Origin of the sequence: Porticoccus hydrocarbonoclasticus MCTG13d (assembly GCF_000744735.1) — a bacterium.
GTDB classification, from domain to species: domain Bacteria; phylum Pseudomonadota; class Gammaproteobacteria; order Pseudomonadales; family Porticoccaceae; genus Porticoccus; species Porticoccus hydrocarbonoclasticus.
In genome coordinates this window covers 289,667-314,211 of sequence record NZ_JQMM01000001.1, presented here as the reverse complement: position 1 = coordinate 314,211, position 24,545 = coordinate 289,667, and the positions used below count along the sequence as shown (strand labels likewise).

Genomic DNA, 24,545 nt, shown 5'->3' with positions numbered 1-24,545 from the left:
CGATCAGACCAGGACCTCAACCGGCTCAGGGTGGCTTAGAAAGTGGTGCGGGCTGGCGGTATAGCCATAGGCGCCAGATTGAAAAACCACAATCAGATCGCCTATCTGAACGGGCGGCAGTGCGTATTTGTCCCCGAGTATATCCAGTGGGGTGCACAGCGGCCCTACCACATTTACCGCTGTCAGCGGATCGCCTGTTACCCGGTTGCCAATGCAGACCGGGTAGTTTTTTCTGATCACCTGACCGAAGTTGCCCGATGCGGCGAGATGATGGTGCAGCCCGCCATTGGTCACCGCATAGGTTTCACCCCTGGATTTTTTCAGGTCGATGACTTCGCAGACGTAGACGCCGGCTTCACCCACCAGGTAGCGGCCCAGCTCAACAACAATTTCTGCTTCCGGCAGATCGGCCCTGTGGCGGGCCAGAAGGGTAGCAAGATTATCCGCCACAGGGCCGAGGTCGAGTCGTTGTTCTCCCGGGAAGTAGGGAATGCCAAAGCCGCCGCCGATATTCAGCCACTGGACAGGCGACGGGGCGTGATCGGCCAGTTTCAGTGCCAGAGCAAAGGTGTTTGTCTGAGCCTCGATGATGGCGTCCGGTCGCAGGTTCTGTGAGCCACTGAAAATGTGGAAGCCCTGGAAGGCGAGGTCGAGTTGCCCAAGCCGCTTCAGCACAGCGGGAACTTCTTCAGCATCAATGCCGAACGGTTTCGGGCCGCCGGCCATCTTCATGCCGGAGGTTTTCAGTTCAAAGTCGGGGTTAACTCTCACCGCGACATTGGCCCGGTGCCCGCTCTGGTTGCAGATGGTCGCCAGCCGTTCCATTTCCCCGGCGGATTCAAGATTGATAATAATGCCCGCCGCTGCCGCCGCTTTCAATTCGGCATCGCTTTTGCCCGGTCCGGCAAAGCTGATATTGCGTGGGCTGGTGCCCGTATCCAGTGCCACGCGAAGTTCTTTCAGGGACGCCACATCAAGTCCGTCAGTCAGTCCCGCCAGGTGTTGAACAACGGCAGGCATCGGGTTGGATTTGATGGCGTAGTGTAAATGGATATCTTCAGGGAACTGGCCTCTCAGTGCGGCTACCCTATCTGTCATGAGCTGTCGGTCATAGGCATAAAAGGGTGTTTGACCCACCCGCTCGGCAAGTCTGTCCACAGCTACATGACCCACCTGAAGGCAGTTGTCTATCACCTTGAACTGGTCCATCGGTACATGTTCCGGTAATGCTTTTTTCACGCCTGAGGCTCCTTGAAAAGGTCGCGGTATTCAGTGGCAAGATGCTTTCGGTCTATTTTGCCATTTTGATTATGAGGCATTTGCTCAAGGATAACGATTTGCTGGGGCACCATGAAATTGGGCAGCTCCTTTTTACAGTGCTGGAGGACTTCTGATGCCGTTACTGTGCCATGTGTTGTTATCACCAGCAAAATGGCCTGCCCCAGCATTGGATGAGGCAGCCCGAGAGCGGTAGCCTGACTGATACCCTGAAGGTTGTAGACGACCTCTTCGACCTCTGAGGGGCTCACCCGATAACCGGAGGTTTTGATCATTTCATCCAGTCGGCTGATGAAATACAGATAACCCTCCTCGTCCCTGCGCACCTGATCGCCCGACCATACTGCGGTTTCCGGCAGGGGGATGCCGGTGGGCTGGCCGGGGCTTGGTTTGAAACGCTCAGCGGTTTTCTGCGGGTCGTTCCAGTAGCCCATGGCCACCAGTGAACCGCGGTGGACAAGCTCGCCCGGTTCCCCGGCGTTGCAGGGTGTGCCGTCCGGGCGAACTACCAGAACCTCGGCGTTGGGAATCGCCTTGCCAATTGAGTCGGGGCGTTGATCGATTTGCTCCGGTGGCAGAAAAGTGGACCGGAATGCTTCGGTGAGTCCATACATCAAAAAAACCTTTGTATCGGGCAGGGCAGCTCTCAGTCTGTTGGTGGTGGCCCCCGGCATGGCACCGCCGCTATTGGTGATATAGCGCAGTGAGCGAGCAGTTTCCTCGGGCCATTCCAGCTGCGCCAGCTGGTTCCACAGTGGCGGGACAGCCGCCAGGCCGGTGATGTTATAGCGCTGAATGCTGCGGATAATGTCCCGGGGCAGCAGGTAATCCATCAGGGCGACCGAGGCGCCCACCGAGAATGCGGTGGTGAGTTGGCTGAGTCCGTAATCGAAACTGAAGGGGAGGGCCGCCAGCAGCCGGTCATCTGGGTGATTATTTAAATAAGTCGCAACGCTTCTGGCGCCGGTGACCATGTTTTTATGGGAGAGTACGACGCCTTTCGGGTTACCGGTGCTGCCCGAGGTATAGAGGATGGACACCATGTCGCTGTCGATATGTGGGTGGGGCGGTTGGCCGTTCTGACTGCTGAGGAAATTGTCCCAACCGAGCAGGGCATAATGCGTTGCTGCTACTGATGGTGGTCGGGGTTTGTCGTCGATAACCGCCACAGTCCGCAGATCGGGGCACTCCTCTAGTACCGCAGCCAATTGCTCCAGCCGTTGTGCCGAGGTGATCAGTATCCGGACATTGCAGTCGCGCAGAATGTAGGCCACCTGGTTGGCCTTGAGCAGTGGATTGACCGGGACAAACACCCCTCCGGCGTGGGCGGCACCAAACAGACCGAAGACATTTTCCGGCACTTTTGGCAGATAGGTTGCGACCCGTTCTCCGCGATTCAGGCCTGCACATAGCAGGCCGCATGAGACAGCGTCGATCTGCTGTTGCAACTCACGGTAACTGAATTGACGATCCTTGAAATACAGCGCCATCGCACCAGGTGTCTGCATGGACTGATGACTGATGAGTTGGTGAAGAAGGTCTGACATGGTGGCCGCAATCCGTTCGTTGAGTTGTCCCGGTTTATCGGAAGATGCCGGATTATAGCGATTTTTATCAAATGCACGTAACCTGTGGCCAAAGTTCAATACGGGTGGTCGGGGATTCCAGCTCATGAGGTTATTACTACGCTATCTGTTTTTGCTGTGCAGTTTATCGCTGATGCCGGCCGGCCAGGTCGTGGCCGGGTTACCGGATACCATCGACAAGATCAGGGGCAGTGTGGTCGGCATCGGCACGGTCTTCCCGAACAAGGGCCCGGATGGTCGGGGGCAACTGCCGACTTTTCGCGGTACCGGCTTTGTGGTGGGTAATGGCCGACAGGTGGTGACCAATTTCCATGTCATCCAGAAACCACTCGATAATGAAAAAAAAGAGTTGCTGGCGGTGTTTAGCGGTGAAGGTAAAGCCTCCCGCGTCTACCCTGCTAACCTGATTCGAACAGATGAAGCCCACGACCTCGCGCTGCTGGAGATTGCCGGCCCCGCTCTTCCACCGCTGGTGGTGGAGAGTTCTCGCACCCTCCGGGAGGGTGAAGAGGTTGCCTTTACCGGGTTCCCCATTGGGCTGGTGTTGGGGCTGCAGCCAGTCACGCATCGGGGTATTGTGTCTGCAGTAACTCCTATCGTGATGCCTGCCATGTCCTCTGCCACGCTGACGGCCGCGCAAATCAAACGTGCCCGCCAGCCTTTTGAGGTTTATCAGCTTGATGCAACAGCCTACCCGGGCAGTAGCGGCAGCCCGGTTTATGATGTCGAGACGGGCAGGGTCGTTGCCGTGATCAATAGTGTGTTTGTCAAAGAATCAAAAGAAGCGATGCTGCACAATCCCTCTGCCATCAGCTATGCCATCCCCTCAGCGTATGTCAATGCATTGCTTGAGGCTGCTGCGGCTGCCCAATGATCGACAGTATTTAAATGGAACGCTGAGATGCCCTCTGACCGGACAATAAAAAATACGGGGCCAAATCCCGTCCTCAATATCTTTGGCAAACTGGCAGGCCTGGCATTATTGCTACTGGCACTGTGTCCGTTTCTGTCTTTCCCGCTGGTGGGGAACATATCGATTGCCGTCGCTCTGGTTTACCTGGTGCTGCTGTTTTTTGTCCCACGCCTCTGGTTGCTGGTGCTGCCGGTTGCGACGGTCAGCCTGGACCTTGCCACCTATACGGGCAGGTTTCTGTTCAATGAACTGGATCTGTTGATGCTGACGACAATAGCGTTCGCACTATTGTCCGGACGTTTTGATCTGCGCCTGGCCCATCGCAAGGGTGCTTTGCTGCTGATTGCAGCCTATTGTGCGGTTGTACTGGCCGGTTTTTCCGCCTGGGGTGTGTTCCTGTTCCCACCCGAGAGTATTACCGGTAACCCGTATTATTTGCCGGAATATGGCTACAAACTGATCAGGGGCATGCTCTGGGCGCTACTGCTGACTCCTCTCTGGCTCAATGTGTTCAGCCGTGCCCGCCACCGGACTGTTAACTGGCTGGTGGCGGGGTTCTGTACGGCAGCGTTGGTGTTGGGGGTGATAGTGCTCTGGGAGCGGGGCACGCTCGGTGTGCTGTTGTCCTGGAGTGCCTGGTATCACGTGGTCAATTCGCTGCTTGATCTGGCATCGGCCTATCGAACCACCGGCATTTTTTCAGATATGCACACCGGTGGTGAGGTGATTGACGGCATTGTGCTGTTGCTTTTACCGGTGACCCTGTACGGGATTTTTCATGGCTCCGGACGGGTGGTGAAAATCTATGCGCTGGTGGCATTTTGCGCACTGGCCTATTGCGCCACGGTGGGATTTACCCGTGCAACCTATGTGAGCTTCCTTGTTGGCTGTGTTGCCTATGCAGTGCTTTCCATGGTGTGCCGCTGGCGCGCGGGAATCAGGCAGAGTGGCTTCCCTTCTCTGTTGATCAGCGTCACGTTGGTGGTAGGGATACTGGCAGCCTGGTTGTCATTTTCACGCGGTGGCAGCTATGCCCTTGCCGCCTTTGCCGGGCTGGCTGTTTTTGCGTTGGTCGGTGGCTGGTTGGCGCAGCGACACAGAGCGCTGGGGGTGGTTTGCTGGGTGCTTGCCGGCAGTCTTTTTCTGTTTGTCGCCATCAGTGCACATTTTGACAGCCGTTGGGTAGACCGTTCAGCCGAGCACGCATTGACCATTGGTCTGGCACAATTGCTGTTTTATGTACTGGCGATAGTTCTGTTTGTCCGGCTCCGGACGCAGCCATACTTCAATCAGTTTCTGGCGGTAGTGCTATTGGTGATGTTGCCGGGCGTTTTTGCGGTGGCACTGGGTGGTTATAAATTCAACGAGCGTATGGACACGGTGGCCAGCGACCTGGACTCCCGGTTGGGTCATTGGCAAAACGTTGTGGATGCGGGTTCCGGTAGTTGGCGAGCGAGGTTGTTGGGTAACGGGGTTGGCTCATTCCCGGCGGACTATGCCTACCTCTTTCCCGAAAAGGTGAGTGCTGTCGGCAGCTTTTCCATCGAGAGCGACGATGGTAATGCGTATCTTCGGCTTGGACCCGGTGAAGATCTCGCCTTTGGTCAGCGAATTCCTGTTCGGCCGGACACTGAATACACTGTGCAGCTCCGGGTCAGGGCGCCGGATAAAGCACGCCTCGCGGTGTTTATCTGTGAGAGAAACCTGATTTTTGCCAGTAATTTTCGGGCAAACTGCCACGCGTCTTCCATACGCTTTGAGGACACGGGCAATCATTTCACAACGGTGTCGACCACCCTGGATTCAGCCAATGTGGGGAAGCGGTCACGGCTCGCACGCTGGCCTACGACCCTCTACCTGAAAAACTTTTCCAGGGACACAGTAGTTGAACTGGACGACGTGACATTTGGTTCCGGTAATGAAAATTTGCTCATCAACGGTGGGTTTGCCGAAGGACTTGATCACTGGTTTTTCTACAATGATTTTGCGCATTTGCCCTGGCATATCAAAAATATTTACGTGCAGTCCTGGTATGACAATGGTTGGATCGGGTTGGGGCTGTTTTTGCTGCTCTGCCTCATTGCGGCACTGGTGCCATGCCTGCCACAGAATACATTGCCACTGTATGTCGCATTTTCTGTGGGTGTCATCGCTATCGCGGTCTTTGGTCTGTTCGGTTCACCACTGGACTCCGCCAGAGTGAGCTGGATTTTCTATCTGTATATTTTTGCCAGCCTGCTGAGACCAGCGGAAAGCGGTGATGTCGGCCAGCCAGACGAGGCACGCCTATGAGGGGGGTGGCCATATTGATGGTCTGTCGACATAACATTTGTCGCTCACCTCTGGCGGAAGGAATTTTGGTGCATGCACTTAAGACACATGGCATGCAGCGCATGGTCAAGGTCGATTCTGCCGGGACTCACGTCGGTATGGCCGGCCAGAGAACTGACGAGCGGGCCAGAAAGGTAGCCCGTATGTTTGGCGTTAAACTGAAACGCGGCCGTTCCAGGCGGGTTGTTGCCAAGGATTTTGAAAAATTTGATTACATTCTGGCGATGGATCAGGACAATTATCGGGACCTGCTGCAGGTGTGCCCTGATGAGTTCGTGTACAAACTGGCGTTGATTCGCTCTTTTTGCCCGGAGACTGAGCAACCGGAAATCCCCGACCCTTTTTACGGCAGCGTCAAGGGGTTTGAAAATACCTACCAGCTGCTGGACTCGGCAGTAACTGGCTTGATCGATGAACTTCGCCGGAATGTGCTTCGTTAGGTGGAGCCGTTAACAGAGGTTGTCTTTCCTGGGCCCGGAAAGTGATACAGTTCACATAATGGGTGTTAATCTTCGGGGGGGTAATCTGTATTTATTGGTTCTGGCGTATGAGTCATGCTTACTTTGCGGTGATTGGAGAAGCGGGGAGCGGGTTTTCGCTGGAAAGAGCATGTTGTGCTTTACTGTAGTGTAGTGAGAAAGTACCAGTGAGAGCTTGCTGCAGGATGAAGAGCTGATCTGACAAGGGTCACAGGGAAGCATTATGAACGAAAGTATGTTGTCCATAGCCGAGGATTTTCAACGTTATTTCACCGTTGAATATGCTGCAACTCCCGAGCAGAAAGCGGAAGTGTATAGCATCAGATACCGTGTTTATTGCGAAGAATTCAAATACGAACCGATAGACCGCTTCCCCGCCAAAAAAGAATGGGATGCCTTTGATGATATCTCCTTGCACTGCCTGGTGAGACACAAGGCAACCAATAGGGGTGCTGCCTGTGTGAGGTTGGTGCCTGCCGGCAATAAGGGTATTTCACATCTCCCGATGGAGGCTTTTTGTGGTGATAAGCTGGACAGAAAGCTTCTCGACAGCCTCCATCTCAATCGCGAGACGATTTGTGAGGTTTCCAGGCTGGCTGTTGACGGAGCTTTCAGGCGGCGTGCGGGGGAGGGGCGAACCCGTTTCGGTGATCTGGATGCAATCGATTGTTCATTTCATGAGCGCCGTACGTTTTCCCTGATTTCGGTGGCCGCATACCTGGCGGCAACTTCTCTTACAGAAATCACTGGTATGACCATGGCATTTGCGATGATGGAACCCTTTCTGCCCCGTTTGTTGGCGAAGTCCGGAATTGACTTTGAAAAGGTGGGAGGAGAGGTTGATTATCACGGACTTAGAGCGCCCTATTTCTCAACGACTGATAAGGCAATTAAAGGAATGCTGCCCAATTTGCGTGGGCTGTATGAAGCGATTTACCCTATGGTGAACAGTGGTTATCAGGCGTCAGTTGTGAATCAGTAGACGACAGTTATAGCCTGTTGCCTCGGCCGGACAGCTGTTGTCAGAGATAATAAGTAGATAGAGTTTTGGCGGGGGAGCGAGGTTTGGCAGAGGCCTTTGATTATCAAACAGCATTTTCCCGCAATATGGGATGGGTGACAGAGGCTGAGCAGCTGCTGCTCTCCGCCAGGCGAATTGCTATTGCCGGATTGGGTGGTGTAGGCGGTAGTCATCTGCTTTCCCTGGCCAGGCTGGGCGTCGGCAGCTTCCACGTGGCTGATATGGATATCTTCGAGTTGGCTAATTTTAATCGTCAGGTCGGAGCGACCATTCCCAACCTGGGAAGGGCCAAGGCTGAAGTGCTGACAGAGATGGCGGCGGCTATCAATCCCGAGCTCGACATAAAGACCTTTCCCGAGGGGGTGGCTCTCAATAACCTCGACGAGTTTCTCGCCGGTGTCGACCTCTATGTTGATGGGCTGGATTTTTTTGCTCTGAATATCAGGCAGGCAGTATTCGCTGCATGTGCCGACAAGGGTATCCCGGCTATTACAGCGGCACCTCTCGGTATGGGGGTTGCCCTGCTTTGCTTTATGCCGGGGAAAATGACTTTCGAGCAATACTTCAGAATGAAAGGGTTGTCAGAAAACGAGCAGCTCCTGCATTTTTTGCTGGGACTGTCACCTGCCATGTTACAGTCTGCCTATCTGGTGGATGATAGCAGGGTCGACCTGGCAGCCCACAAAGGCCCGTCAACCAATATGGCCTGCGAACTCTGTGCAGGCGTTGCCGCCACCCATGCGCTCAAGGTTCTACTCAACCGCGGGAAGATTCTTGCGGCCCCCTACGGGCTTCACTTTGATGCCTACCGCAATTGCCTGAAAACAACCTGGCGACCCTGGGGAAATGCCAACCCGATACAAAAACTTGGTTTATTCATTGCCAGAAAAAGGCTCGGTATCCGGTAAGGATTGCCCGATTTTCCCTGGTTATCGGGTAGAGGTATCGGTGAAAACCTTTTCGATCGGTAATCGCAGCGAGGAGGGGGGCGCCTGCTTTTTGGGGTAGCCAATCCTGAGCAGCATATGCAGACTTTCTTCCCCGGATAAGCCAAGTGTGCTTTTGCAGTTGCTTGCCAGCGTTGTGGCTGCGCCAACAAGATCAGATGGGACCGTGTCGGTGGACAGTCTCGCCAGCTGGTCAGATATTACATAGTACGGGTGAGCGGCGATATGCTGGCCATTGAGGTAGCTCCAGCTTCGGTTAAGCAACATTCCGGCATCAAGTGCGCCGGTGGCATCCGGCGGGGCAATCACCGCCAGTAGTGCCGGTGCGCCAGCGACAGGTGCTGAATCCACTGTTGCCAGAAACTTGTAGATGCCCAAGCGGTTGAGCACTTTCATACGATTCCAGTCACCGATAAACTTCAGCAGGTACGAGCCGCCTGGCGGTAGTGCCAGCGTCTTTAAATCCAGTCCGTCAGCTTCTTTTACACTATCTTCGGAAAAGCGCAGGCTGGCCATCAGCCACTCGTGAACCTCTCTGGTCTGAAAGCGAATTTCCGAGGCCGATTTAACCAGTTGCCCTACCTGTGTGATCTGGCTGGGTTCATTGATGGTTATCAGTCTGGCGCTGTTCTCAGACAGCTCTCCCAGGCTATCCAGAACATCCTGGGGAAGCGGCGTGTTCTTGTAGGGAAAGCGATTGGTATGACGAATCGATGGATATTGTTTGGTGCGCTCCAGCAAAGGCTTGACGGGTGATGGTTTAAAGGTCAAGGCAGCGTAGTAGCACCGGTTGGCCTCACCTTCTGGCCACCAGTGAATCTCCGTTTTCAGGTCCCTCTGCTGCGCAGCATTGACGATGTTTTCCACTGCGGCGCCCATCGATAATAGCGTTGCCTGGTTGTCGGGGGGAAAAGTGCGGTCCGCGACCCGGGCGTGATCATAGCGCAATGACAACTGTTCGCCATCCCAGTGGAAATGCCAGGGCTGAGAGTTGTCGGCGGAGGGCGCGCGATGCCCGGCATTGACCAATTGCAAGATCGTATCTTTATCTGTCATGGCCGGATTATGAGCTGCCTGCAAAGCAGGGTCAAAACTATCTGTGACAGCCTCTCACCCTGCCGCCCATGCTTCTTGTGCTATGGATAAAAAGGTCGAGAGTGAAGCAGCAGCCTTAAGCGGTTGTTTTTATGTCTGCCGGCACCGTCAGGTTTCTTTACATGCGGCGAATTTTTCTCAAGTTTATGTCAGTCATCCCGAGAGGGGTTTGATAATAAATCATTCAATATCAGTAGGATAGTGGTTTTATTGGAGGGTGCTCCAGTCTTGGCATGCTTTGTGCTAACTATTACGGAAAGGTTAATCAGTTTTAATCTGATAATCCTCTAAACAGAAAGATTAAAGACGTTTAGACACAGAGTCATCTTTTCGGCAAACAATGGAACTGTAAGGTTCTAGGAGTGAATAAATGAAAACGAACAATTTTGTAAAGCAGTTAGCTATAGGCTTGGGCCTCAGTGCTGCAATGGTGGGCAGCGCTTCAGCGGCAACCATGATCACCTCCTTTGATTACACCCAGGAATTTGAGTGGGTAGAACCAATCAATCCGGCTGGTGTTGTAAAAGAGGGTGCAACCTCTGGCGTTTCTGATGTCGATGGTTTTACCAAGCTGAGCTGGGGTACTGAATCCAATAATTTCGATCGTGTCAGTAGCCTGGTAATTAACCCTACTGCTGGCGATAGCACCACCCCGAGTAATAGCCTGACCAGTGGCAGTGGCGCGACTGGCCTGATGGTTTCGACGGATGTGAATGCTACAACTTTTGCTCTGGGTCCGGTAGTTACCCACAATAACTATGTGATTACTGGTACATCTCTATCAAGCACGGCAGCACAGGATTATGTTGTCCTGACTCCCAATGGTGGCGGCCCTGACCAGATTCAGGAAGTGACTTTCGGTGTGGACTTTACTGAAACGAACAATAATCCCGGCAGCCCTGGTGCTTGCCCGGCGGGTGTTCCATTCAACGGGTTTGGTTGCGGTGATATCTTCGCGCTTACCAGCGACTTGATTAGTCTGGCAACAGCACAGGCTTTTAATAACGGTTCTGTATTGGCCTTCCTGATCGATTCGTTCTCGGTTGATGGTTTCACCTACGACGTATACGTTGCAGCACTGGGTCTGGCTCCTCTCTCTGAAGAGGCTTGCACTGCAGCTGGCGCTGGTGACAACTGCATTGGCTTTGTTACTGCGGAGAATGAGACTAGCAGCTTCCAGCTCGAGTTTGCGATTCTGGCCACTGAAAACATTCCTGAGCCTGCTACTCTGGGCTTGCTGGCAGCCAGCCTGTTGTTGATGGGTCTGGTTCGTCGCAGAAAAGTAAACGGTAGCCTGTCTGCCTGATCTATTCTGTAAGTAAGTGTGAGTATGAAAGCGGCGACCTTTGGTCGCCGTTTTTTTTGCCTGGCTTTTCTGCCGGGTTCTTTTTTGACTGGGCTGGGTGACTGGAATGTATAACGGGCTACTCGTCTACTCCACTCGCTTTACTCTGCTCCACCTGCTTTCTTTCTTCATTTCACCTGACCACTCTCAGATCAACGACTATCTATTTGTCCGCAAACCCTGTTTGCTTTAACCTTGAACGAAGTTTTATTATCAAATAAGCAGTTTTATTTTTTGCAATAATGCTAATTATCTTCAAGCAAGCGGTTATCTCTGGCAGGTACAAAGGGAATTTTCTATGAGCAGATTTTTTCGGGTAGGGTTTCTGGTGATTGTGGCAGGTCTTGTGCTGGCCTGTTCCAGTGATATGACTGGAAATCAGGAGGTTGCCAAGGCGGAGGCCTATCTTGCGGAAGGCAGGAATAATGCTGCCGTTATCGAGTTGAAAAATGCATTGCAGAAGAATGGCAACAACCAGCAGGCAAGATGGTTATTGGGTGAATACTATTTCAGCGAAGGAGCCTACGCCAATGCTGAAAAAGAATTGAAGGCAGCTCATGAACTGGGTCAATCCGATAGTGATGTATTGCCTCTTCTTGCTCAGGCACATCTTTCACAAAACCAATTTGAATCTCTGCAGGAACTGTCGGTAGAAACGCTCTCTGGTGCTGATCTTTCCATGGTGCTCGCATCACAGGGGCTGGGTTTGCTGGCACGGGGACAGGAGGAAGAGGCTGCGTTACTGATAGATAAAGCCATTTCAGCGGCCCCGGAACTTCCCTATGCACTGGTGGCCCAGGCAAAGCTGAAAGGTACACAGTCTGACGGTGACTGGACTCAAGCCCGGCGTTTGTTGGGTAATGTATTTGACCAGGCGCCGGAATACGCCCCGGCGTTAAGCCTGCTTGGTGATATCGAGCTGCAAAGTTTGAACCTGGATGCTGCAGAAACTGCTTACTCAAAAGCGCTGGCCAGTGACGATGATCGCTTTGAAGACCGCTATAAACGGGCGCTGGTAAGATTGCAAAAGGAGGACAATACCGGTGCTTCTGAGGATGTAGCGGTGTTGATCAGGCGTTCGCCAAAAAGCCCGGCGGCCAACTATTTACAGGGCATTCTTCATTTCCGAAAAGGTGATATGACAGCCGCTACTGGCGCTTTTGACTTGGCGCAAACGGATGGAGATCGCTACCCCATGTCGCTATTTTATCTGGCGACAGCTCACGACAAACTGGGGAATTCTGCACAGGCAGAAGATTTTGCCTATCGCTACCTTTCCATCGCGCCGGACAGTGCTCCCGGAAGGAAACTTCTCGCCAATATGAAACTGCGAGAGGGTGAAGGTGCGGAAGCTGAAGAGTTGATGCGTGCCGTTGTCGAGGCAAGCCCCGAGGATGTGGATGCGCTCAATCTGTTGTCGGGAGCCCTGATAAAGCAGGGTAAAACCGAGGAGGCATTGACACTTTTGGCTAAAGTGGCTTCTTTGCAGCCCGATTCCCCGGAAGCGCAAGCCAGACTGGGCGCAGGGTTGCTTGCAAGTGGTCAGGTAGCGAGCAGTTTTGAGCACATTGAGGCAGCGCTCAAACTTGATCCGGAGTTTGAACAGGCAGACATTCTGCTGGTAACGGCCTATCTCAAAGAGGGTGATGTGGATGGGGCGCTGGCTGCAGTAGAAGCCTTTGAACAGAAAATGCCCGATAGTGCCGCACCCCACAATCTGCGTGGGCAGGTCTATCTTTCACAGGATAAACCCGCTGAGGCGAAGACCGCGTTTAATCAGGCGCTGACAGTAGCCCCTGACGATGTCACTGCCAATGACAAGCTGGCACTCCTGTCTATTCGGGATAATGATCTTGATACTGCCAGAGGTTACTACCAGAAAATACTGGAGGTGCTCCCGGATAATCTGCCAACACTCATGAAACTGGCAGCCCTGGCTGAACTGGAAAAAGATGACCAGGGTATAGAGGAAAGTCTGAAACGGGCGATGGAGGCGCACCCAAAAGCGACCCAGCCCCGGGTTGTACTGGCCCGTTATTATCTGACTAAAGGTGAGCCGCAGCAGGTGCCAAATCTTCTCAACACGCTGGATCCTGCATCACAAAATAATCCTGAAGTTCTTAATGTAAAAGGGTTGTCGCTGCTTGCTCGAAACGATTTTTCTGCCGCCAGATCTACCTTTGAGCAGTTGATAGCCCTTCGTTCTGATGCGCCCCAGCCGCATTATCATCTGGGTATGACCTATCGAGGTCTGAATGATGTCGATAAGGAAAAAGCAGAATTTGAAAAAGCGCTTCAAATATCTCCCGGCTATATCGAACCGCGTATCGAGCTAACCCGCATATTTCTCCGAGAGAAAGATCAGTCGGCGGTAGAAGAAAACCTCACCATTTTGAAAAGATTGGCGCCGGAAAATGCGGAGGTTATGCAGCTGGAGGCAGTCTATGCCCTGGAGGGTGGAGACAGGGCGCGTGCGCTGGAACTGTCGGAAAAAGTATTTGCAAAAGCGCCTACCAGCCGAAACATGTTGTTTCTTGCCCAGCAGCACTGGCTGGCTGGAGATAGAGATGCTGCAGAAGGGATGATGACGGATTGGCTCAGTGAGCATCCGAAGGATGTTGCGGTCAGGCATGAGTTGGCGAGCCTGTATGTTGGCAAGGGTGAAGAGGGCAAGGCTGTAGAACAGTATCACGCCGCCCTGCAGGACGCTCCGGAGAGCGTTGTGGTGTTGAATAATCTCGCCTGGTTGTTACGTGACTCTGATCCCGAAAAAGCACTGGATCATGCCGAGAAAGCTGTAGATCTCAGCGACCGGTCACCATCAACACTCGATACCCTGGCTATAGTGCAATTGAAAAACAATCAATTGGTCAAGGCGCAGCGTTCCATCGAGCGTGCCCTCGCCGATGGCAAGGGCAGTCCGGCGATGTATTACCACAGTGCCATGATTGACCATGCTTCGGGGAATGCTGAGGCGGCTATTCAGACCTTGCAAAGATTGTTGTCAGAGAAAAAAGACTTCTCCGAGAGAGCCGAAGCAGAAAAGCTGTTGGCAACATTAACAGCGAAAAACTAGTTGGAGCTGATAATGCGCCTGGTTCGATAGATCGTAATCAGCAGGGCGGGAAGTAACAGTAGGTCGAACAGTAGTGCGGTGAGCAGGCCGATACTGGTCAGTATGCCAAAATGTCCCATAGGGACAAAAGCGCTGGCCATCAGCAAGCTGAACTGGGCGCACAGAATGATGGTGGTTGTCATCACTGCACGGCCTGCCAGGCTGTATGTTCGTGCCAGGGCATAGACAGGGCTGTGGCCCTGTCTGATGCGGTCGATAAAACCGTGGTACAGGTGGATGGTATCGTCAATCGCGATACCTACCGCTACGCTGGCAATCATCGCTGTGGCCATGTCCAGCCAGATGCCCAGAAATCCCATGATGATAAAAATAACGATGATGGGGGAGATGTTTGGAATCATGCAAATGAGCGTGTCCTGAACAGATCGCCACAGACCCAGCATCAGTAATAAAATCAGTAACAGGGCCCCGCCAAGACTGTATATCTGACCTTTGACCAGCAGGTCTTCCTGATCGGCGAACATCCTGCCGGCTCCCGCTAGCTCCCAATCCGCTCCGGCTATCGGGCTTGCCGTGAGGTAATAACCAATCCGTTCCATCAGGTCGCCAATCTCATTTGCACCGTGTACATTGACGTTGATGGCAACCCGTGCCCGGCGGAAGTCCCGGTCGATAAAGTCATACAAATCTGTGCCGTCATAAATAAACAGATATTGGCTGATCAGGTCTGCATTCTGCGGAATTTTCCTGAACCTGTTGTTCTCTTCGTGAAAACCCCAGTGCATTTCTTCCACAAAATCAGCTGCCGACATGCTCTTGTCCACTTCCGGTTGTCGGCCCAGCCAGTTCTGAAACCCCCTTATGTCCTGTAGTGCCTCCGGTGTTATCAGCGCGTCCGGTTGGTCGGAGCTGAAGAACACTTCCAGTGGTGTGGTGCCGACAAGTTTTTTCTCAATGTGCTCTGTTGCCTGACGAAGCGAATGGCTAGGAGGAAAAAACTCGAGAATGTTGGTTTCCACGTCGACCTTGAATATCTGAGGGATCGTCGCTACCAGGATCGCCAGGATAAAACCCAACACCCATATCGGATAGCGAATGCCGGTGTGGAACAGCCCTTTCACCATGACATCCATCAACCCGAGTCCGGCTTTATGGTGGGGCCATTGCCGGTTGTCGTAGCGGGAGAAGATTGGTGGCAGCAGGTGTATGACAATCAGATAAATCAGAAAGACGCCGGCAGCCGCGGTGAGTCCGAAAGTGCTGATGGGAGGAATTGGACTCAGCCCGAGCGAGGCGAGTCCGGCAGACGTTGTCAGGGCGCTGAACAGCGCGGGTCGACGGATTTGTGACAGGGCGGACTGCACCCTGTCGTTGCCGGACAGGCCTCGCCTGGAGGCGTACTGCAGCGCATTGAAAAAATGCACCAGGGCGGCAATCGTGAGCGCGGACAGCAGCGGTGGAATAATGCCTGCAATGGAATTGAAGGGTTGCCGAAAGATGACGTAGAAAGCAATGGTGGAGCTGACCACCGCTCCGGTGACGATACCGGTAATGATGACGGCCATCCAGCGATGAAACAGCCACCAGATCAGGATCAAACCGACCAACACAGTGGTGGGAATAAAAATCATGTTGTCGCGCAGTATGGCCCGCATCTGGGCCACATCGGTGGCGATTTCGCCAGCCATTGCCGTCAGGTAACCATCCAGTCGATTTTCCTCAACCAGCGCGACAATTTCCTGCTCCAGTGCCAGGTGGCGAAAGCTGTCATCCAATGCCTGGGGAATCACTACGAGTGCGATCGCCGAACCATCAACTGCGATCAGGGAGTTCATGGCAAACCGGTCCGAGAGTGCTCGTTCGCGGCGCTCTGCGGGCAGAGTGTCTGCCAGGGTTTCGATATTGATAAGCGGCTCGACCAGAAATCCGTCAGCGGAGCCACTGATGTGGTCCTGCCGGGTGATCCCGATCACGCTGTCGATCAGGGGGTGTGCAGACAGCGACTGGGACAGTTGGTGATACGCCAGCAGGAAGTCATCTGAAAACATCGCCAGGCCTTCAAACAGCATCACGATGACTTCGTCATCGGGAAAAGTTTCGCGTATCTGTTGGTCGATTAGAACGGAGGGCGCATCAGCTGGAAGGTAAGTTCTGGGCGCGTTATTGATGTTCAGGTTCGGGAGTAAAAGATTGGGCAATGCCGCGATCAGTAACAGGCCAAGCAGGCAGAAATACAGTTTCCAGGGCAGTCTGAGCATGCGCCTTGACGGTGTTAGGTCGTCTGCTGTCAGCAGGTAAAGCTTGACGACTTTTTCCCCGTTCAGATTGTCCTGGTGGGCATGAATTTCCGCGGGAAGGCGAGTGCCATCATTGCGCCGCAAGGTAACTTTTGTTCGGGGAGCATCGCGGGTATTTTTATCAGTGTGGCTGGCGCTTGCCAGAAAGTCGCGGGTTTGCTCCTTGGTCAGCCCCTCCAGCAAGTCCAGTAACGGGGTTGATTCCAGTTCTGCCGGTGATTCAAAACCCGCATGTTGTGCAAAGGGTTCATTGACGACCAACAGAATGCCGTCCTGAATGAGCGCCACAGGTTGGTGCTCATTGCTTAGCTGCTGGCGATAATCCTGTAATTCTTTATTGATGTCAGTAATTCCTGATCATTTGGCCTGACGCCAGGCTGCTCAATAATCTGCCCGCCAGCCCAGGGTAAGGATGCCGTTGTCCTGATAAAATCCACCCGGTGTGCCCAGGCTGCCGTCAAAGAAGTGAAACTCCAGATACACTTCCTGGGCCTCCCACCCTGTATAGGCGATTTCCGGGTTAAAATAGATGTCTTTTTTATCAAGTCCGACATTGAAACGGAATTTGGCTCGCCAGCGATTTTGGGCAAAAGGTATGTTGTAGGTACCATTCAGGGCATAGATTTCCGCGCGGTCCATCACATCTGGTGCCCTGAGCAGTCTGACGCCCGTCAACTGCAGATTGAGTCTGGCATCGCCGTCTCCAGGGAACAGTTCCAGTGCTGCCCCCCAGCTGATGCTTTTAACCGTGGTATAGCTGCCATCCACCCGGGTGACGGGTGTGTCACTCAGCCAAGCCGCCTCGAACTTGACGGTGCCACCCAGGGCTTCAACGCCGAAGTCCCCACCGACTATCCAGGTGCGCGGGTACTGGCCCTCAATAATATTCCGATCGGGGTTATAGCTGAAGTAGGGTACGGTCTGACGCCCTTTTTGCACAGTCAGTGCATAGTCAAAACCGGAGCCCAGTGTGCTGAAACGGATACCGGCACCTCCCTCTGAGTCGGGGGCATTTTCCTTGATGGGTACATTTTTTACGATGGTTTCTGCTAGAGCGGTGGTTTTCAGGCTGAGAATTTCACCGGTGCGCTTGTTGACCGGGTACCAGATGCTGTCCCTGTCAGCCAGTTGTGTTTCACGGAAGTGGGGGTAAAGCACAAAGTCTATTTTGCTGTCGCCAAAAAAATGCTCCATACGGATAGCGGGAGAGGCGAGCCGACGATCCTCGAGGTCATCGATCACAAACCGTCGGAAATCCTGAGTACTCAGACGATCCGTGGGGGGGAGCTCATCGATTCTGCCCCATAGTACTCGCTGAGTGCCAACGGTGAAGATAGAGCTGGCTGTTTTGTGGCGTGCATAGATTTCATCGTAATCGAGGCGGAAATCACTCCAGTCGTTGCTGCCGGATTCCCTGTAGCCATCCGCACGAACCGAGGCGTGGAATTCCCACGCTGATGATGGCGACCATTCGGCCGTGGCCAGACCGTGCATGTAGCCTTGGTAGTTCTTGTCGGCACTTTGTTGGGTAAAGTGTCCGTACTCGATCCATAACCGGTTCAGCTTGACAGTTGGCCCCGCTGATTTTTCAGTGGTGTAGCTCGTGAATCGGGGTGACTCGGTGGGGGTGTCGTCGTCCTCCTCAATGGATAATCCGTTTTCGTCCTCACCGGAATCAAGGATTAGTGCGTCGTCGGAAGTCTGGCTGTTATTGCGCAAATCCGTTTGATCGTCAAGGATCAACAGCTCCTCCGGTTCCTCTTCAATAATCAGCAGATTAAAATCCTCAGCGCTGACTGGAGATGCAAGAGGACTCAGCAGCAGGGTGGCAAAAAGCGTCGCTAATCCGCGGTCAGTTATTTTCATGTCATTCTTCCTGGCTGTCTTCGCTCTGCGGACGGAATGGTATTTCCCGGCTGTCATCAGACAGTCCTCTCTGGCTGAAGAGTGTCTCGGGAATACCCTGATCGTATTTGATATCAATAGTGATTAACTTGGTGCTTCGACCAGATTGCAGGTCGTACATCGTACTATCAAAAATGGTCCAGTAGCCCTGTACGCGTTTGATTTTTCTCGCCTGAAGTCTTTTGGTAGGTTCTTCGCGGTTGTTCTCGTAGTAGTCAATGCGCAGGGGAACGAGAATTCCCGGATGAATACAGAGAATGCGTTTGCTGTAAACCGAGTTGGATTTATCGACCGGAATACTTTCCAGTAGAGTGCAGCCGGCACCGCCGACCTTGTCCTTGCCGATAATCCGGTGGTGATCCATGGAAACTTCCCGGTCGGATAAATCTTCATAGTAGAAATCGGAACCAACGAACCGGCCGCCTTTTCTCGATGAGGCGATGCGACGAACCCGCTCCAGAGCAGGCAGATACAGCCATTGGTCACTCTCGTCGCCGGGATAATCCTTGGTCAGCAGGCCGGTCCCTGCCACATCGTTCGGTTTCACAAAGCGGAGTAGTGTCCACCGCTCGGCGTTGCCTTTGTCGAGCGCATAGCTGAACAGCATGCGCTGTCTGGTCGAACCGCTACCTTCCAACACCATGACTACCTGTGAACTGGCATCCTGGCCGGTAGGGTTGTCATAGACGGCCTGAGCCAGCTTGAGTGCTTCGCTTTGCTGATTGGCATTGGTCACAGCTGAATTATGCGGCCCGGCCCAGCTAAAGCCGGTGAGCATCAGTAGTGACAGGGTCGCTACCCACCGCCTGATGTTGCTGAAGGAAATATGCACGGTCATCCCTGTAATTGTTTTCATCATTCTAACGATCTAAGCGATTCACGGGAACAGTATCGTCTACTGCAATGACCCAAAGAAAATGCGACCGAGAAAAGCAAGCCGGCGTGCCGGGTTTGTGTTGCTTTACCCGCTACTTTAGTCCGGAACAGTTTTTTACCCGTTTAGTGGTCCGAAGGTCGTTGAATGGATTAAGGGGTAAGTGGTGGCGCAGCCAGATGTGTGGTCTGGCGTATAATCAAAGTGAGTAGCTAGCACTCTATAACAGCATGGTTAAAGATTGTGACAACGAGCCTGCGTCAGGTTTCTTTACAGAAGCTAAATGACGGCGCTTTATTTCTGAAAGCGATATATATCTATTTGATATAAAAGAATATTACTTGATTGGCCTGCATTTTGCTTACATATTATGTATATCAGTGTAATTCATTAAAATTATTGAAGAAGGCCAGAAGTATGTTCAACTCCAAGATCACATCGCGTTTGCGTCGTTTTGCTAGTCAGGTTGCCGTTTGTGCCGTAGCTGTTTCTTTTATGGCAGGTGCCAATGCTGGTTTGGTGGGCGTGAAAAGCGTTGAGATTTCCAACAGTATTAATGAATGGTTGCAGGTGGCTGAGTTTCAGGCTTTTGACATGAGTAATGTGAATGTTGCGCTGACAGCAACTGCGTCAGCGCCCGATAGCTGGAACGCATCCTCCACGCCGGACAAAGCCATTGATGGAAATACTGATGGTGTATTTTCCAACGGCAGTGTCTTCCATGAAGGCAATCCAAAAACAGGTGACACTCTGACGATTACATTTCTTGAAGCAGTGGATCTGAGCAGTATGGCAATTTTCGGACGGACAGATTGCTGCTCGAATCGTGATATTTACAACTTTAATTTTCTTGATGCCAGTGGTGGCTCTTTGTTCCAGTTGACTGGGGTTGATGCCACGGACGTCAATAACCATTTTGCCTCCTATCAGTTCGAGAGCAACGAGATTCCTGAGCCGGCTCCGCTGGCCCTGCTTGCAGTCGGCCTCCTTGCGATGGCCCTGCGTCGCCGTCGTCGGGCAAGCTGATACCAGCGGCTCTTCGCGTCAATAAAAAAACCCGCTAATTGCGGGTTTTTTTATATCCGCCTGTTTTGTAATCGATGCGAGTCAGCCAAGTGAAGCTCCCCTGGATGCAGCGATAGGGGTTGCAGCTTATAGGCTGGCACCCAAAGTCACAGTGTGAGTTGAAATCGGTGCATTGCTAAACGCGGTTAAATAGGGAGTTGTGCTGGTTAGGGAGATCGTTGCAGAGTCAAAATGCCCTTGACCGTTATGTGGGGCGTGCCGGGATCAGTGTTAAAGGTAGGGTATAAGGAATGGTAGCTACGGGTGGACTTGAACCACCGACCCCAGCATTATGAATTCGCATATATATCAATAACTTATTGTTTTTATTGACTGTTAATGCGGGCGCTCACAACAAAGCACAACAGTGCGGGACTATTTCCCGCAAAACTCCCGCAACTAATTTTTCGGTTTCTTGTGAATCATTCATACTTTTGGGTAGTAATAAATACAAATGGAGGGTTCTTTCAATAACTGTGAGCCACTTAATCAAGTCATCAGATTATCAGCAGGGCTTAAGATCCCGTTACTTTCCGCCATCCGACCTGTAACAACTAATTCGAAAGTAACGAACACTACTCGGAAACAGTTGGATTAAATACTGGGAGCGGGGTAACCAAAACATCTCTCGATATCTAGCCTCATAGACTTGGCTTTCGATCACGGCTCCTATCCATTCCACTAGTAAGCAACCTTCTCTGTTGCTTACTAGCAGCGCACTCTAAAGCTGGATCAGCGGTCTTTGTTACCACCAAAACCCTTGCCGCTACCCTGTCCCACGCCAGTTCCCCTGTGCCCTCCTGTTGCTGGCATCTCATCAGGCAAAGTTTTGCCCTGCTGCTTAGCACGCTTTTTCATGCGTTCATGGTGCTCATGGCGGATCTGGTTTCGTTCTTGCTCAGTTTTAACAGAACCCATTTTCTTACGATACTCGTTACGCTCCTCTTCCGTCATAAGCTGACTACCATAGATTCTGTCCTGAACCTGACTCTGCGTTTGCATTCCATCTTGCGTGCGATCCATATCGCCCGCCAATGTACCAGCAGTATAGAGTGAAATAAGACCAACCAAGATCGGGGCAATCAACTGTTGCTTCATTTTTTACTCCTCAACTTTCTTAAAGGTAAGTTAAAGATGCTAAGCCTTTTTTGTAAATTTTTCTTGCCAGCAAAGGACTTTTATGATTTGAGTCAATAAAAAGGGTCAGTGTCACTTTACTTAGTCTTTTTATCTATATGATTTAATTGTTGAATAGTATTTTATATATGCCTATGTGCTCTATTTTTGTATCTTCCAGTGTAAATACAGCGACAATAAAGCCAGTGCCAATGCTAGAGTGATCCCTCCTGTGAGAGGGGGTCACCACTGGGTTTCTAGCCTACTTCCTTGCATTGACAATTAGATTGTTTTTACTTGAACTCTTCATAAAAGAAGACCTATTCGCGATTAAAGAGGAATATATTATGAAAAGCGGCTACATCATTATTTTTACGGGTTTATGCTTTTTCGGGGGTTTGGTAGCGTCAGCTCAGAGTCAGGAGCCAGTAAAGGAGATGAAGCAAGTTCAGACGCAAGAGCGCCAGCAGACACGGGAGATGAAAACCCAAGGGAAAGGAATGGGGGCTGGCAAAGGACAGGGGCAGGAGCCAGCAAAGGAGATGAAGCAAGTCCAGAAGCAAGAGCGCCAGCAGATACAACAAATGAAGAACCAGAAGAAAGGGATGGAATCTGGCAAAGGTATTAGACATGGAAAAGGATCTGGTGCCGGCAAACGTTGAGCCGACCGGTACTACTAGTAATCTAGGGTATCGAAGCTACCAAGCTCGGGTCTGATGGCCACGGATCCCGTAGCCATCAGCTCCTGATAAGAATGACACCTATCGCTTACTCAGATGGTGACATCTTTGCGGCGACGGATGCGGTGCACACCAAGCAGTAGGCCTAGGCCTGTCGCAAAGAGTACCAAGACACCGGGCGCTGGCACTGTCGAGGCTTCCCAGGCTTCGATGCGTAAGGTGAAGCTTGCCTGATCATCGTATGCAGTGTAAGCCAAGTCATTTAGGCTGAAGAGCAGAGGGTCAATAAAGTATGACACGTTGAACTTGGCGAGATCCTCAATCTCCCCAACGCCGGCCAGACAGGCGACTCCCTCAACTGGTATCTCAGGGCATGCGGCAAGAGTAAGATTGCTAGCCTGTTCCTGCAATGCAGACTCTACAGCCGCCACATCGTTGTACTGGTCGCCGTCGTTTCCTTCAGCTGAGGTCAGGATCTCACCATCAGCATCAAGCTCCCGATTCATGATCCATTTATCAGTTGCATCATCGTAGTGCGCCATCAGGATTGCGTCGGTTAGAGGATCACCGTCATTATCGTAAAAGTAGCCATCCGGGGCCATTGAGTAAGACATCCAGTCACCGAACAGGGCTTCATAGCCATTCTGGCCGCCAAACAGACCATTGGTCTCAAACAGGTCCTCGGTCACCAAATCTAGGTTGAAACCACTGCGTTCTGCGCTGAAGTAACCTTGAGGGCGATCGCGTTCAGTATCAACCGGACCAAAAAGTCCCTGAGCGAATAATGAGCTGAATTGGCTCTCCTTGGGGTCGGCTCCAAAGTCAACGAAGCTCAGGCCGTCACCATCACCGGATGAGATAAAGTCGTTTCCGATGCCGAATCCCAGGCTGATACTAAATCCGCTCAAGGCGCTGTCAGTGTTGTTGCCGTACTTTTGGAAGACCCTGTAGAGGCCATCATTATCAGTTAAGGACTCGCCGCTCATATTAAGCACCAAGTCAATCGGATTAAAGCCGGTCCGATCAAGCTTGAAGCGTTTGCCACTCTGGAATTCAGAGTTACAGCTCGCAGGACCGGCGGCCATGATGCAGTTATCAACCGGATTGCCTGGAGCTGGGTCGAGGTTGTCTGGATTTTGATCAGCGTTGTTGACTACCTTGAGGCCGGGAAATGCGCCTTCTGGAGGCGTATATTTGATATAGCCGTTGGTGCTGGCACCACTATCTACTGGAGCCTTGTCGTAGATAGTGCTGTAATAATTTCCATCGCTATCGGGTCCGGAATAAGACACGTTACCCTGATTCCAGCCAGTTATAGCTCCAGCGAACGCATGGCTGCCTGAAAACCCCATAATCGCTATGGCTAGAGCTGGGCGTAAATAGCTTTTTAGCTTCATTGTTAATCCCCTTTCTACTTTTGCGCTTAGCAGAATATCTGCATAGCGTTGAACACCTTTTCAGCCTACTTTGGTAGACTGATATTCTTCTACAAGCACGTTTTATGCCAACCATAAGCATATTTAATGATAATCGCTTAAAACTTTTCAATTACAGTGAGTTGGATATAGTATTGTGCCGCCAAACCATAGTTAGCATGGTTAGGGGGGGGGGTGATGTAAAAAAAATCGACATCTGTCTGGAAGTGTCAATAAGGCATTGAATGTGAGCAAAGGGGCTTTAGGATTGGTCTGGATAAGAAAACTGGCTCTTGCCGCGCATTGCACCAAATCTATGGCAGATTAAATTTACTTCATCTGAACTGAGGTTTTCTCATGACGCCTCGAATGCAATTGTGTAAATTCTCAACCCAGAAGTAACCTTCATGGTCAAAAGAAGTAAGTATCAAAGAAAGGGGGAAGAGAAAATAACGGTTCTGAATTATAGAATCTCACCCACCGAAATAATGGGCAGCAGTCTGTAAGGCGATTATCTTAGACTTTTTACCTTCCTTCCCTCTGATTAATTATAGCCTCCAGCAAGAGGTGACAGTAAGCGGTCACATTAACTGGTTGGTTCAATTTTGCGTAACAACTTATCAAGGTCTACCGCTGCCTCTCTCCGCAATAGCGATCATGGCCGCCGCCTTCCGTTCCTATGGCACCCATCACCACTACCGTCAGGCCGCCCCCCTCCACGTTGGGCGCATCGCTGAAACGCAGGTAAATGTCGCTGCTGCGATGCCTCCTGGAGATTGCGTAGCACCATGACAATGTTCGGGCGCTGGCTCGACCCAATCAGTCGCTCGTACATTTCACCATTGGCAATCTCCGCGGATACACCGGCTTCACAGGCTGCTTGCAGGCTTGCATAGCGCTCAACCTTTCCCGGCCAAGGGTTCTCGGGCACTGTCAATCCGTACAATGAAAACAGCGTGCAAAGGGCCTCGATATGACGCGCCTCGGCTTCACGGATGTTGCTGAAGGGCCGCACCTCACCGAAGTCAGCGATCACTTGGTCATAAGTTGCCCAGGAATGATACTCGTCGTCGAGCGCCTCGTTAAGTGCATGGATTTCTACTTCGGTCAGTGTATTCATGC

Annotated in this window: 18 protein-coding genes; 9 read left to right on the top strand and 9 right to left on the bottom strand. The window is 52.0% G+C overall.

Going from position 1 to position 24,545, the window contains the following annotated elements; translation table 11 throughout:
• Nucleotides 1-3 precede the first annotated feature (3 nt).
• Nucleotides 4-1,239, bottom strand: coding sequence for a pyridoxal-dependent decarboxylase, exosortase A system-associated (locus U740_RS01530; protein WP_200877020.1), 1,236 nt, complete (start codon nt 1,237-1,239; stop codon nt 4-6).
• The gene (locus U740_RS01525) at nt 1,236-2,951 is read right to left on the bottom strand and encodes an acyl-CoA ligase (AMP-forming), exosortase A system-associated (RefSeq protein WP_200877019.1); all 1,716 of its coding nucleotides are present in this window, start codon (nt 2,949-2,951) and stop codon (nt 1,236-1,238) included. Before U740_RS01525 ends, U740_RS01530 begins: the two co-directional genes overlap by 4 nt.
• On the opposite strand from U740_RS01525, the gene U740_RS01520 reads away from it, so the two are divergent.
• The 5 genes from U740_RS01520 to U740_RS01500 all read left to right on the top strand — a co-directional run bounded on the left by U740_RS01520 (nt 2,950) and on the right by U740_RS01500 (nt 8,516).
• Nucleotides 2,950-3,738, top strand: coding sequence for a S1 family peptidase (locus U740_RS01520; protein WP_036858587.1), 789 nt, complete (start codon nt 2,950-2,952; stop codon nt 3,736-3,738). The two genes, U740_RS01525 and U740_RS01520, sit on opposite strands and share 2 nt — an antisense overlap.
• Before the next feature lie 27 nt (nt 3,739-3,765).
• Nucleotides 3,766-6,069, top strand: coding sequence for a hypothetical protein (locus U740_RS01515; RefSeq protein ID WP_036858585.1), 2,304 nt, complete (start codon nt 3,766-3,768; stop codon nt 6,067-6,069).
• Complete coding sequence (locus U740_RS01510; RefSeq protein ID WP_036858583.1) at nt 6,066-6,548, top strand: low molecular weight protein-tyrosine-phosphatase; 483 nt, start codon at nt 6,066-6,068, stop codon at nt 6,546-6,548. The genes U740_RS01515 and U740_RS01510 overlap by 4 nt, the downstream gene beginning before the upstream one ends.
• Nucleotides 6,549-6,810: 262 nt before the next feature.
• Complete coding sequence (locus tag U740_RS01505) at nt 6,811-7,569, top strand: PEP-CTERM/exosortase system-associated acyltransferase (protein WP_036858581.1); 759 nt, start codon at nt 6,811-6,813, stop codon at nt 7,567-7,569.
• 83 nt (nt 7,570-7,652) lie between these two features.
• Complete coding sequence (locus tag U740_RS01500) at nt 7,653-8,516, top strand: ThiF family adenylyltransferase (RefSeq protein WP_051921574.1); 864 nt, start codon at nt 7,653-7,655, stop codon at nt 8,514-8,516.
• A 21-nt stretch (nt 8,517-8,537) separates the two neighbouring features.
• Here U740_RS01500 and U740_RS01495 read toward each other — a convergent pair whose 3' ends face one another.
• Entirely contained in the window at nt 8,538-9,611 is a 1,074-nt protein-coding gene (locus U740_RS01495; RefSeq protein WP_036858578.1) for a nitroreductase family protein, read from the bottom strand.
• Between the two features lie 409 nt (nt 9,612-10,020).
• Between U740_RS01495 and U740_RS01490 the strand changes: the two genes are divergently transcribed.
• Both U740_RS01490 and prsT read left to right on the top strand, forming a co-directional pair.
• Nucleotides 10,021-10,956, top strand: a complete 936-nt coding sequence (locus U740_RS01490; protein WP_036858576.1) for a THxN family PEP-CTERM protein — start codon at nt 10,021-10,023, stop codon at nt 10,954-10,956.
• A gap of 337 nt (nt 10,957-11,293) precedes the next feature.
• Nucleotides 11,294-14,071 carry an XrtA/PEP-CTERM system TPR-repeat protein PrsT gene (prsT, locus tag U740_RS01485; protein WP_036858575.1) on the top strand — a complete coding sequence of 926 codons (2,778 nt, stop codon included), beginning with the start codon at nt 11,294-11,296 and terminating at the stop codon, nt 14,069-14,071.
• Here prsT and U740_RS01480 read toward each other — a convergent pair.
• The 3 genes from U740_RS01480 to U740_RS01470 all read right to left on the bottom strand — a co-directional run bounded on the left by U740_RS01480 (nt 14,068) and on the right by U740_RS01470 (nt 19,132).
• A complete protein-coding gene (locus tag U740_RS01480) occupies nt 14,068-16,656 on the bottom strand; it encodes an efflux RND transporter permease subunit (protein ID WP_051921114.1) in 2,589 nt (862 codons plus the stop codon). The genes prsT and U740_RS01480 overlap by 4 nt on opposite strands.
• A gap of 93 nt (nt 16,657-16,749) precedes the next feature.
• Nucleotides 16,750-18,234 carry a hypothetical protein gene (locus U740_RS01475; protein ID WP_051921113.1) on the bottom strand — a complete coding sequence of 495 codons (1,485 nt, stop codon included), beginning with the start codon at nt 18,232-18,234 and terminating at the stop codon, nt 16,750-16,752.
• A gap of 1 nt (nt 18,235) precedes the next feature.
• On the bottom strand, nt 18,236-19,132 hold the full coding sequence (locus U740_RS01470; protein ID WP_200877018.1) for an outer membrane lipoprotein-sorting protein: 897 nt from the start codon (nt 19,130-19,132) through the stop codon (nt 18,236-18,238).
• Nucleotides 19,133-19,564: 432 nt separating this feature from the next.
• On the opposite strand from U740_RS01470, the gene U740_RS01465 reads away from it, so the two are divergent.
• Entirely contained in the window at nt 19,565-20,173 is a 609-nt protein-coding gene (locus U740_RS01465; protein WP_081890794.1) for a PEP-CTERM sorting domain-containing protein, read from the top strand.
• 771 nt (nt 20,174-20,944) lie between these two features.
• On the opposite strand, the gene U740_RS01460 is transcribed toward U740_RS01465, so the two are convergent.
• Entirely contained in the window at nt 20,945-21,310 is a 366-nt protein-coding gene (locus tag U740_RS01460; RefSeq protein ID WP_036858573.1) for a hypothetical protein, read from the bottom strand.
• 365 nt (nt 21,311-21,675) lie between these two features.
• On the opposite strand from U740_RS01460, the gene U740_RS01455 reads away from it, so the two are divergent.
• Nucleotides 21,676-21,990 (top strand): hypothetical protein, encoded by a 315-nt coding sequence (locus U740_RS01455; protein ID WP_160172032.1) that lies wholly within the window; start codon nt 21,676-21,678, stop codon nt 21,988-21,990.
• Nucleotides 21,991-22,100: 110 nt separating this feature from the next.
• Here the strand turns inward: U740_RS01455 and U740_RS01450 are convergent, their stop codons facing one another.
• Both U740_RS01450 and U740_RS01445 read right to left on the bottom strand, forming a co-directional pair.
• Nucleotides 22,101-23,405 (bottom strand): choice-of-anchor F family protein, encoded by a 1,305-nt coding sequence (locus tag U740_RS01450; RefSeq protein ID WP_152556766.1) that lies wholly within the window; start codon nt 23,403-23,405, stop codon nt 22,101-22,103.
• A 673-nt stretch (nt 23,406-24,078) separates the two neighbouring features.
• Nucleotides 24,079-24,543: a ferritin-like domain-containing protein gene (locus U740_RS01445; protein WP_051921112.1), complete on the bottom strand. Its 465-nt coding sequence runs from the start codon at nt 24,541-24,543 to the stop codon at nt 24,079-24,081.
• Nucleotides 24,544-24,545 lie beyond the last annotated feature (2 nt).

Bases quoted from the DNA above. Each gene is read 5' to 3' on its own strand.
- U740_RS01445 (WP_051921112.1), bottom strand. From the start codon at position 24,543: ATGAATACACTGACCGAAGTAGAAATCCATGCACTTAACGAGGCGCTC.
- U740_RS01475 (WP_051921113.1), bottom strand. From the start codon at position 18,234: ATGAAAATAACTGACCGCGGATTAGCGACGCTTTTTGCCACCCTGCTG.
- U740_RS01450 (WP_152556766.1), bottom strand. From the start codon at position 23,405: ATGAAGCTAAAAAGCTATTTACGCCCAGCTCTAGCCATAGCGATTATG.
- U740_RS01495 (WP_036858578.1), bottom strand. From the start codon at position 9,611: ATGACAGATAAAGATACGATCTTGCAATTGGTCAATGCCGGGCATCGC.
- U740_RS01460 (WP_036858573.1), bottom strand. From the start codon at position 21,310: ATGAAGCAACAGTTGATTGCCCCGATCTTGGTTGGTCTTATTTCACTC.
- U740_RS01490 (WP_036858576.1), top strand. From the start codon at position 10,021: ATGAAAACGAACAATTTTGTAAAGCAGTTAGCTATAGGCTTGGGCCTC.
- U740_RS01515 (WP_036858585.1), top strand. From the start codon at position 3,766: ATGCCCTCTGACCGGACAATAAAAAATACGGGGCCAAATCCCGTCCTC.
- U740_RS01505 (WP_036858581.1), top strand. From the start codon at position 6,811: ATGAACGAAAGTATGTTGTCCATAGCCGAGGATTTTCAACGTTATTTC.
- U740_RS01470 (WP_200877018.1), bottom strand. From the start codon at position 19,132: ATGATGAAAACAATTACAGGGATGACCGTGCATATTTCCTTCAGCAAC.
- U740_RS01510 (WP_036858583.1), top strand. From the start codon at position 6,066: ATGAGGGGGGTGGCCATATTGATGGTCTGTCGACATAACATTTGTCGC.
- U740_RS01525 (WP_200877019.1), bottom strand. From the start codon at position 2,951: ATGAGCTGGAATCCCCGACCACCCGTATTGAACTTTGGCCACAGGTTA.
- U740_RS01520 (WP_036858587.1), top strand. From the start codon at position 2,950: ATGAGGTTATTACTACGCTATCTGTTTTTGCTGTGCAGTTTATCGCTG.
- prsT (WP_036858575.1), top strand. From the start codon at position 11,294: ATGAGCAGATTTTTTCGGGTAGGGTTTCTGGTGATTGTGGCAGGTCTT.
- U740_RS01455 (WP_160172032.1), top strand. From the start codon at position 21,676: ATGAAAAGCGGCTACATCATTATTTTTACGGGTTTATGCTTTTTCGGG.
- U740_RS01465 (WP_081890794.1), top strand. From the start codon at position 19,565: ATGTTCAACTCCAAGATCACATCGCGTTTGCGTCGTTTTGCTAGTCAG.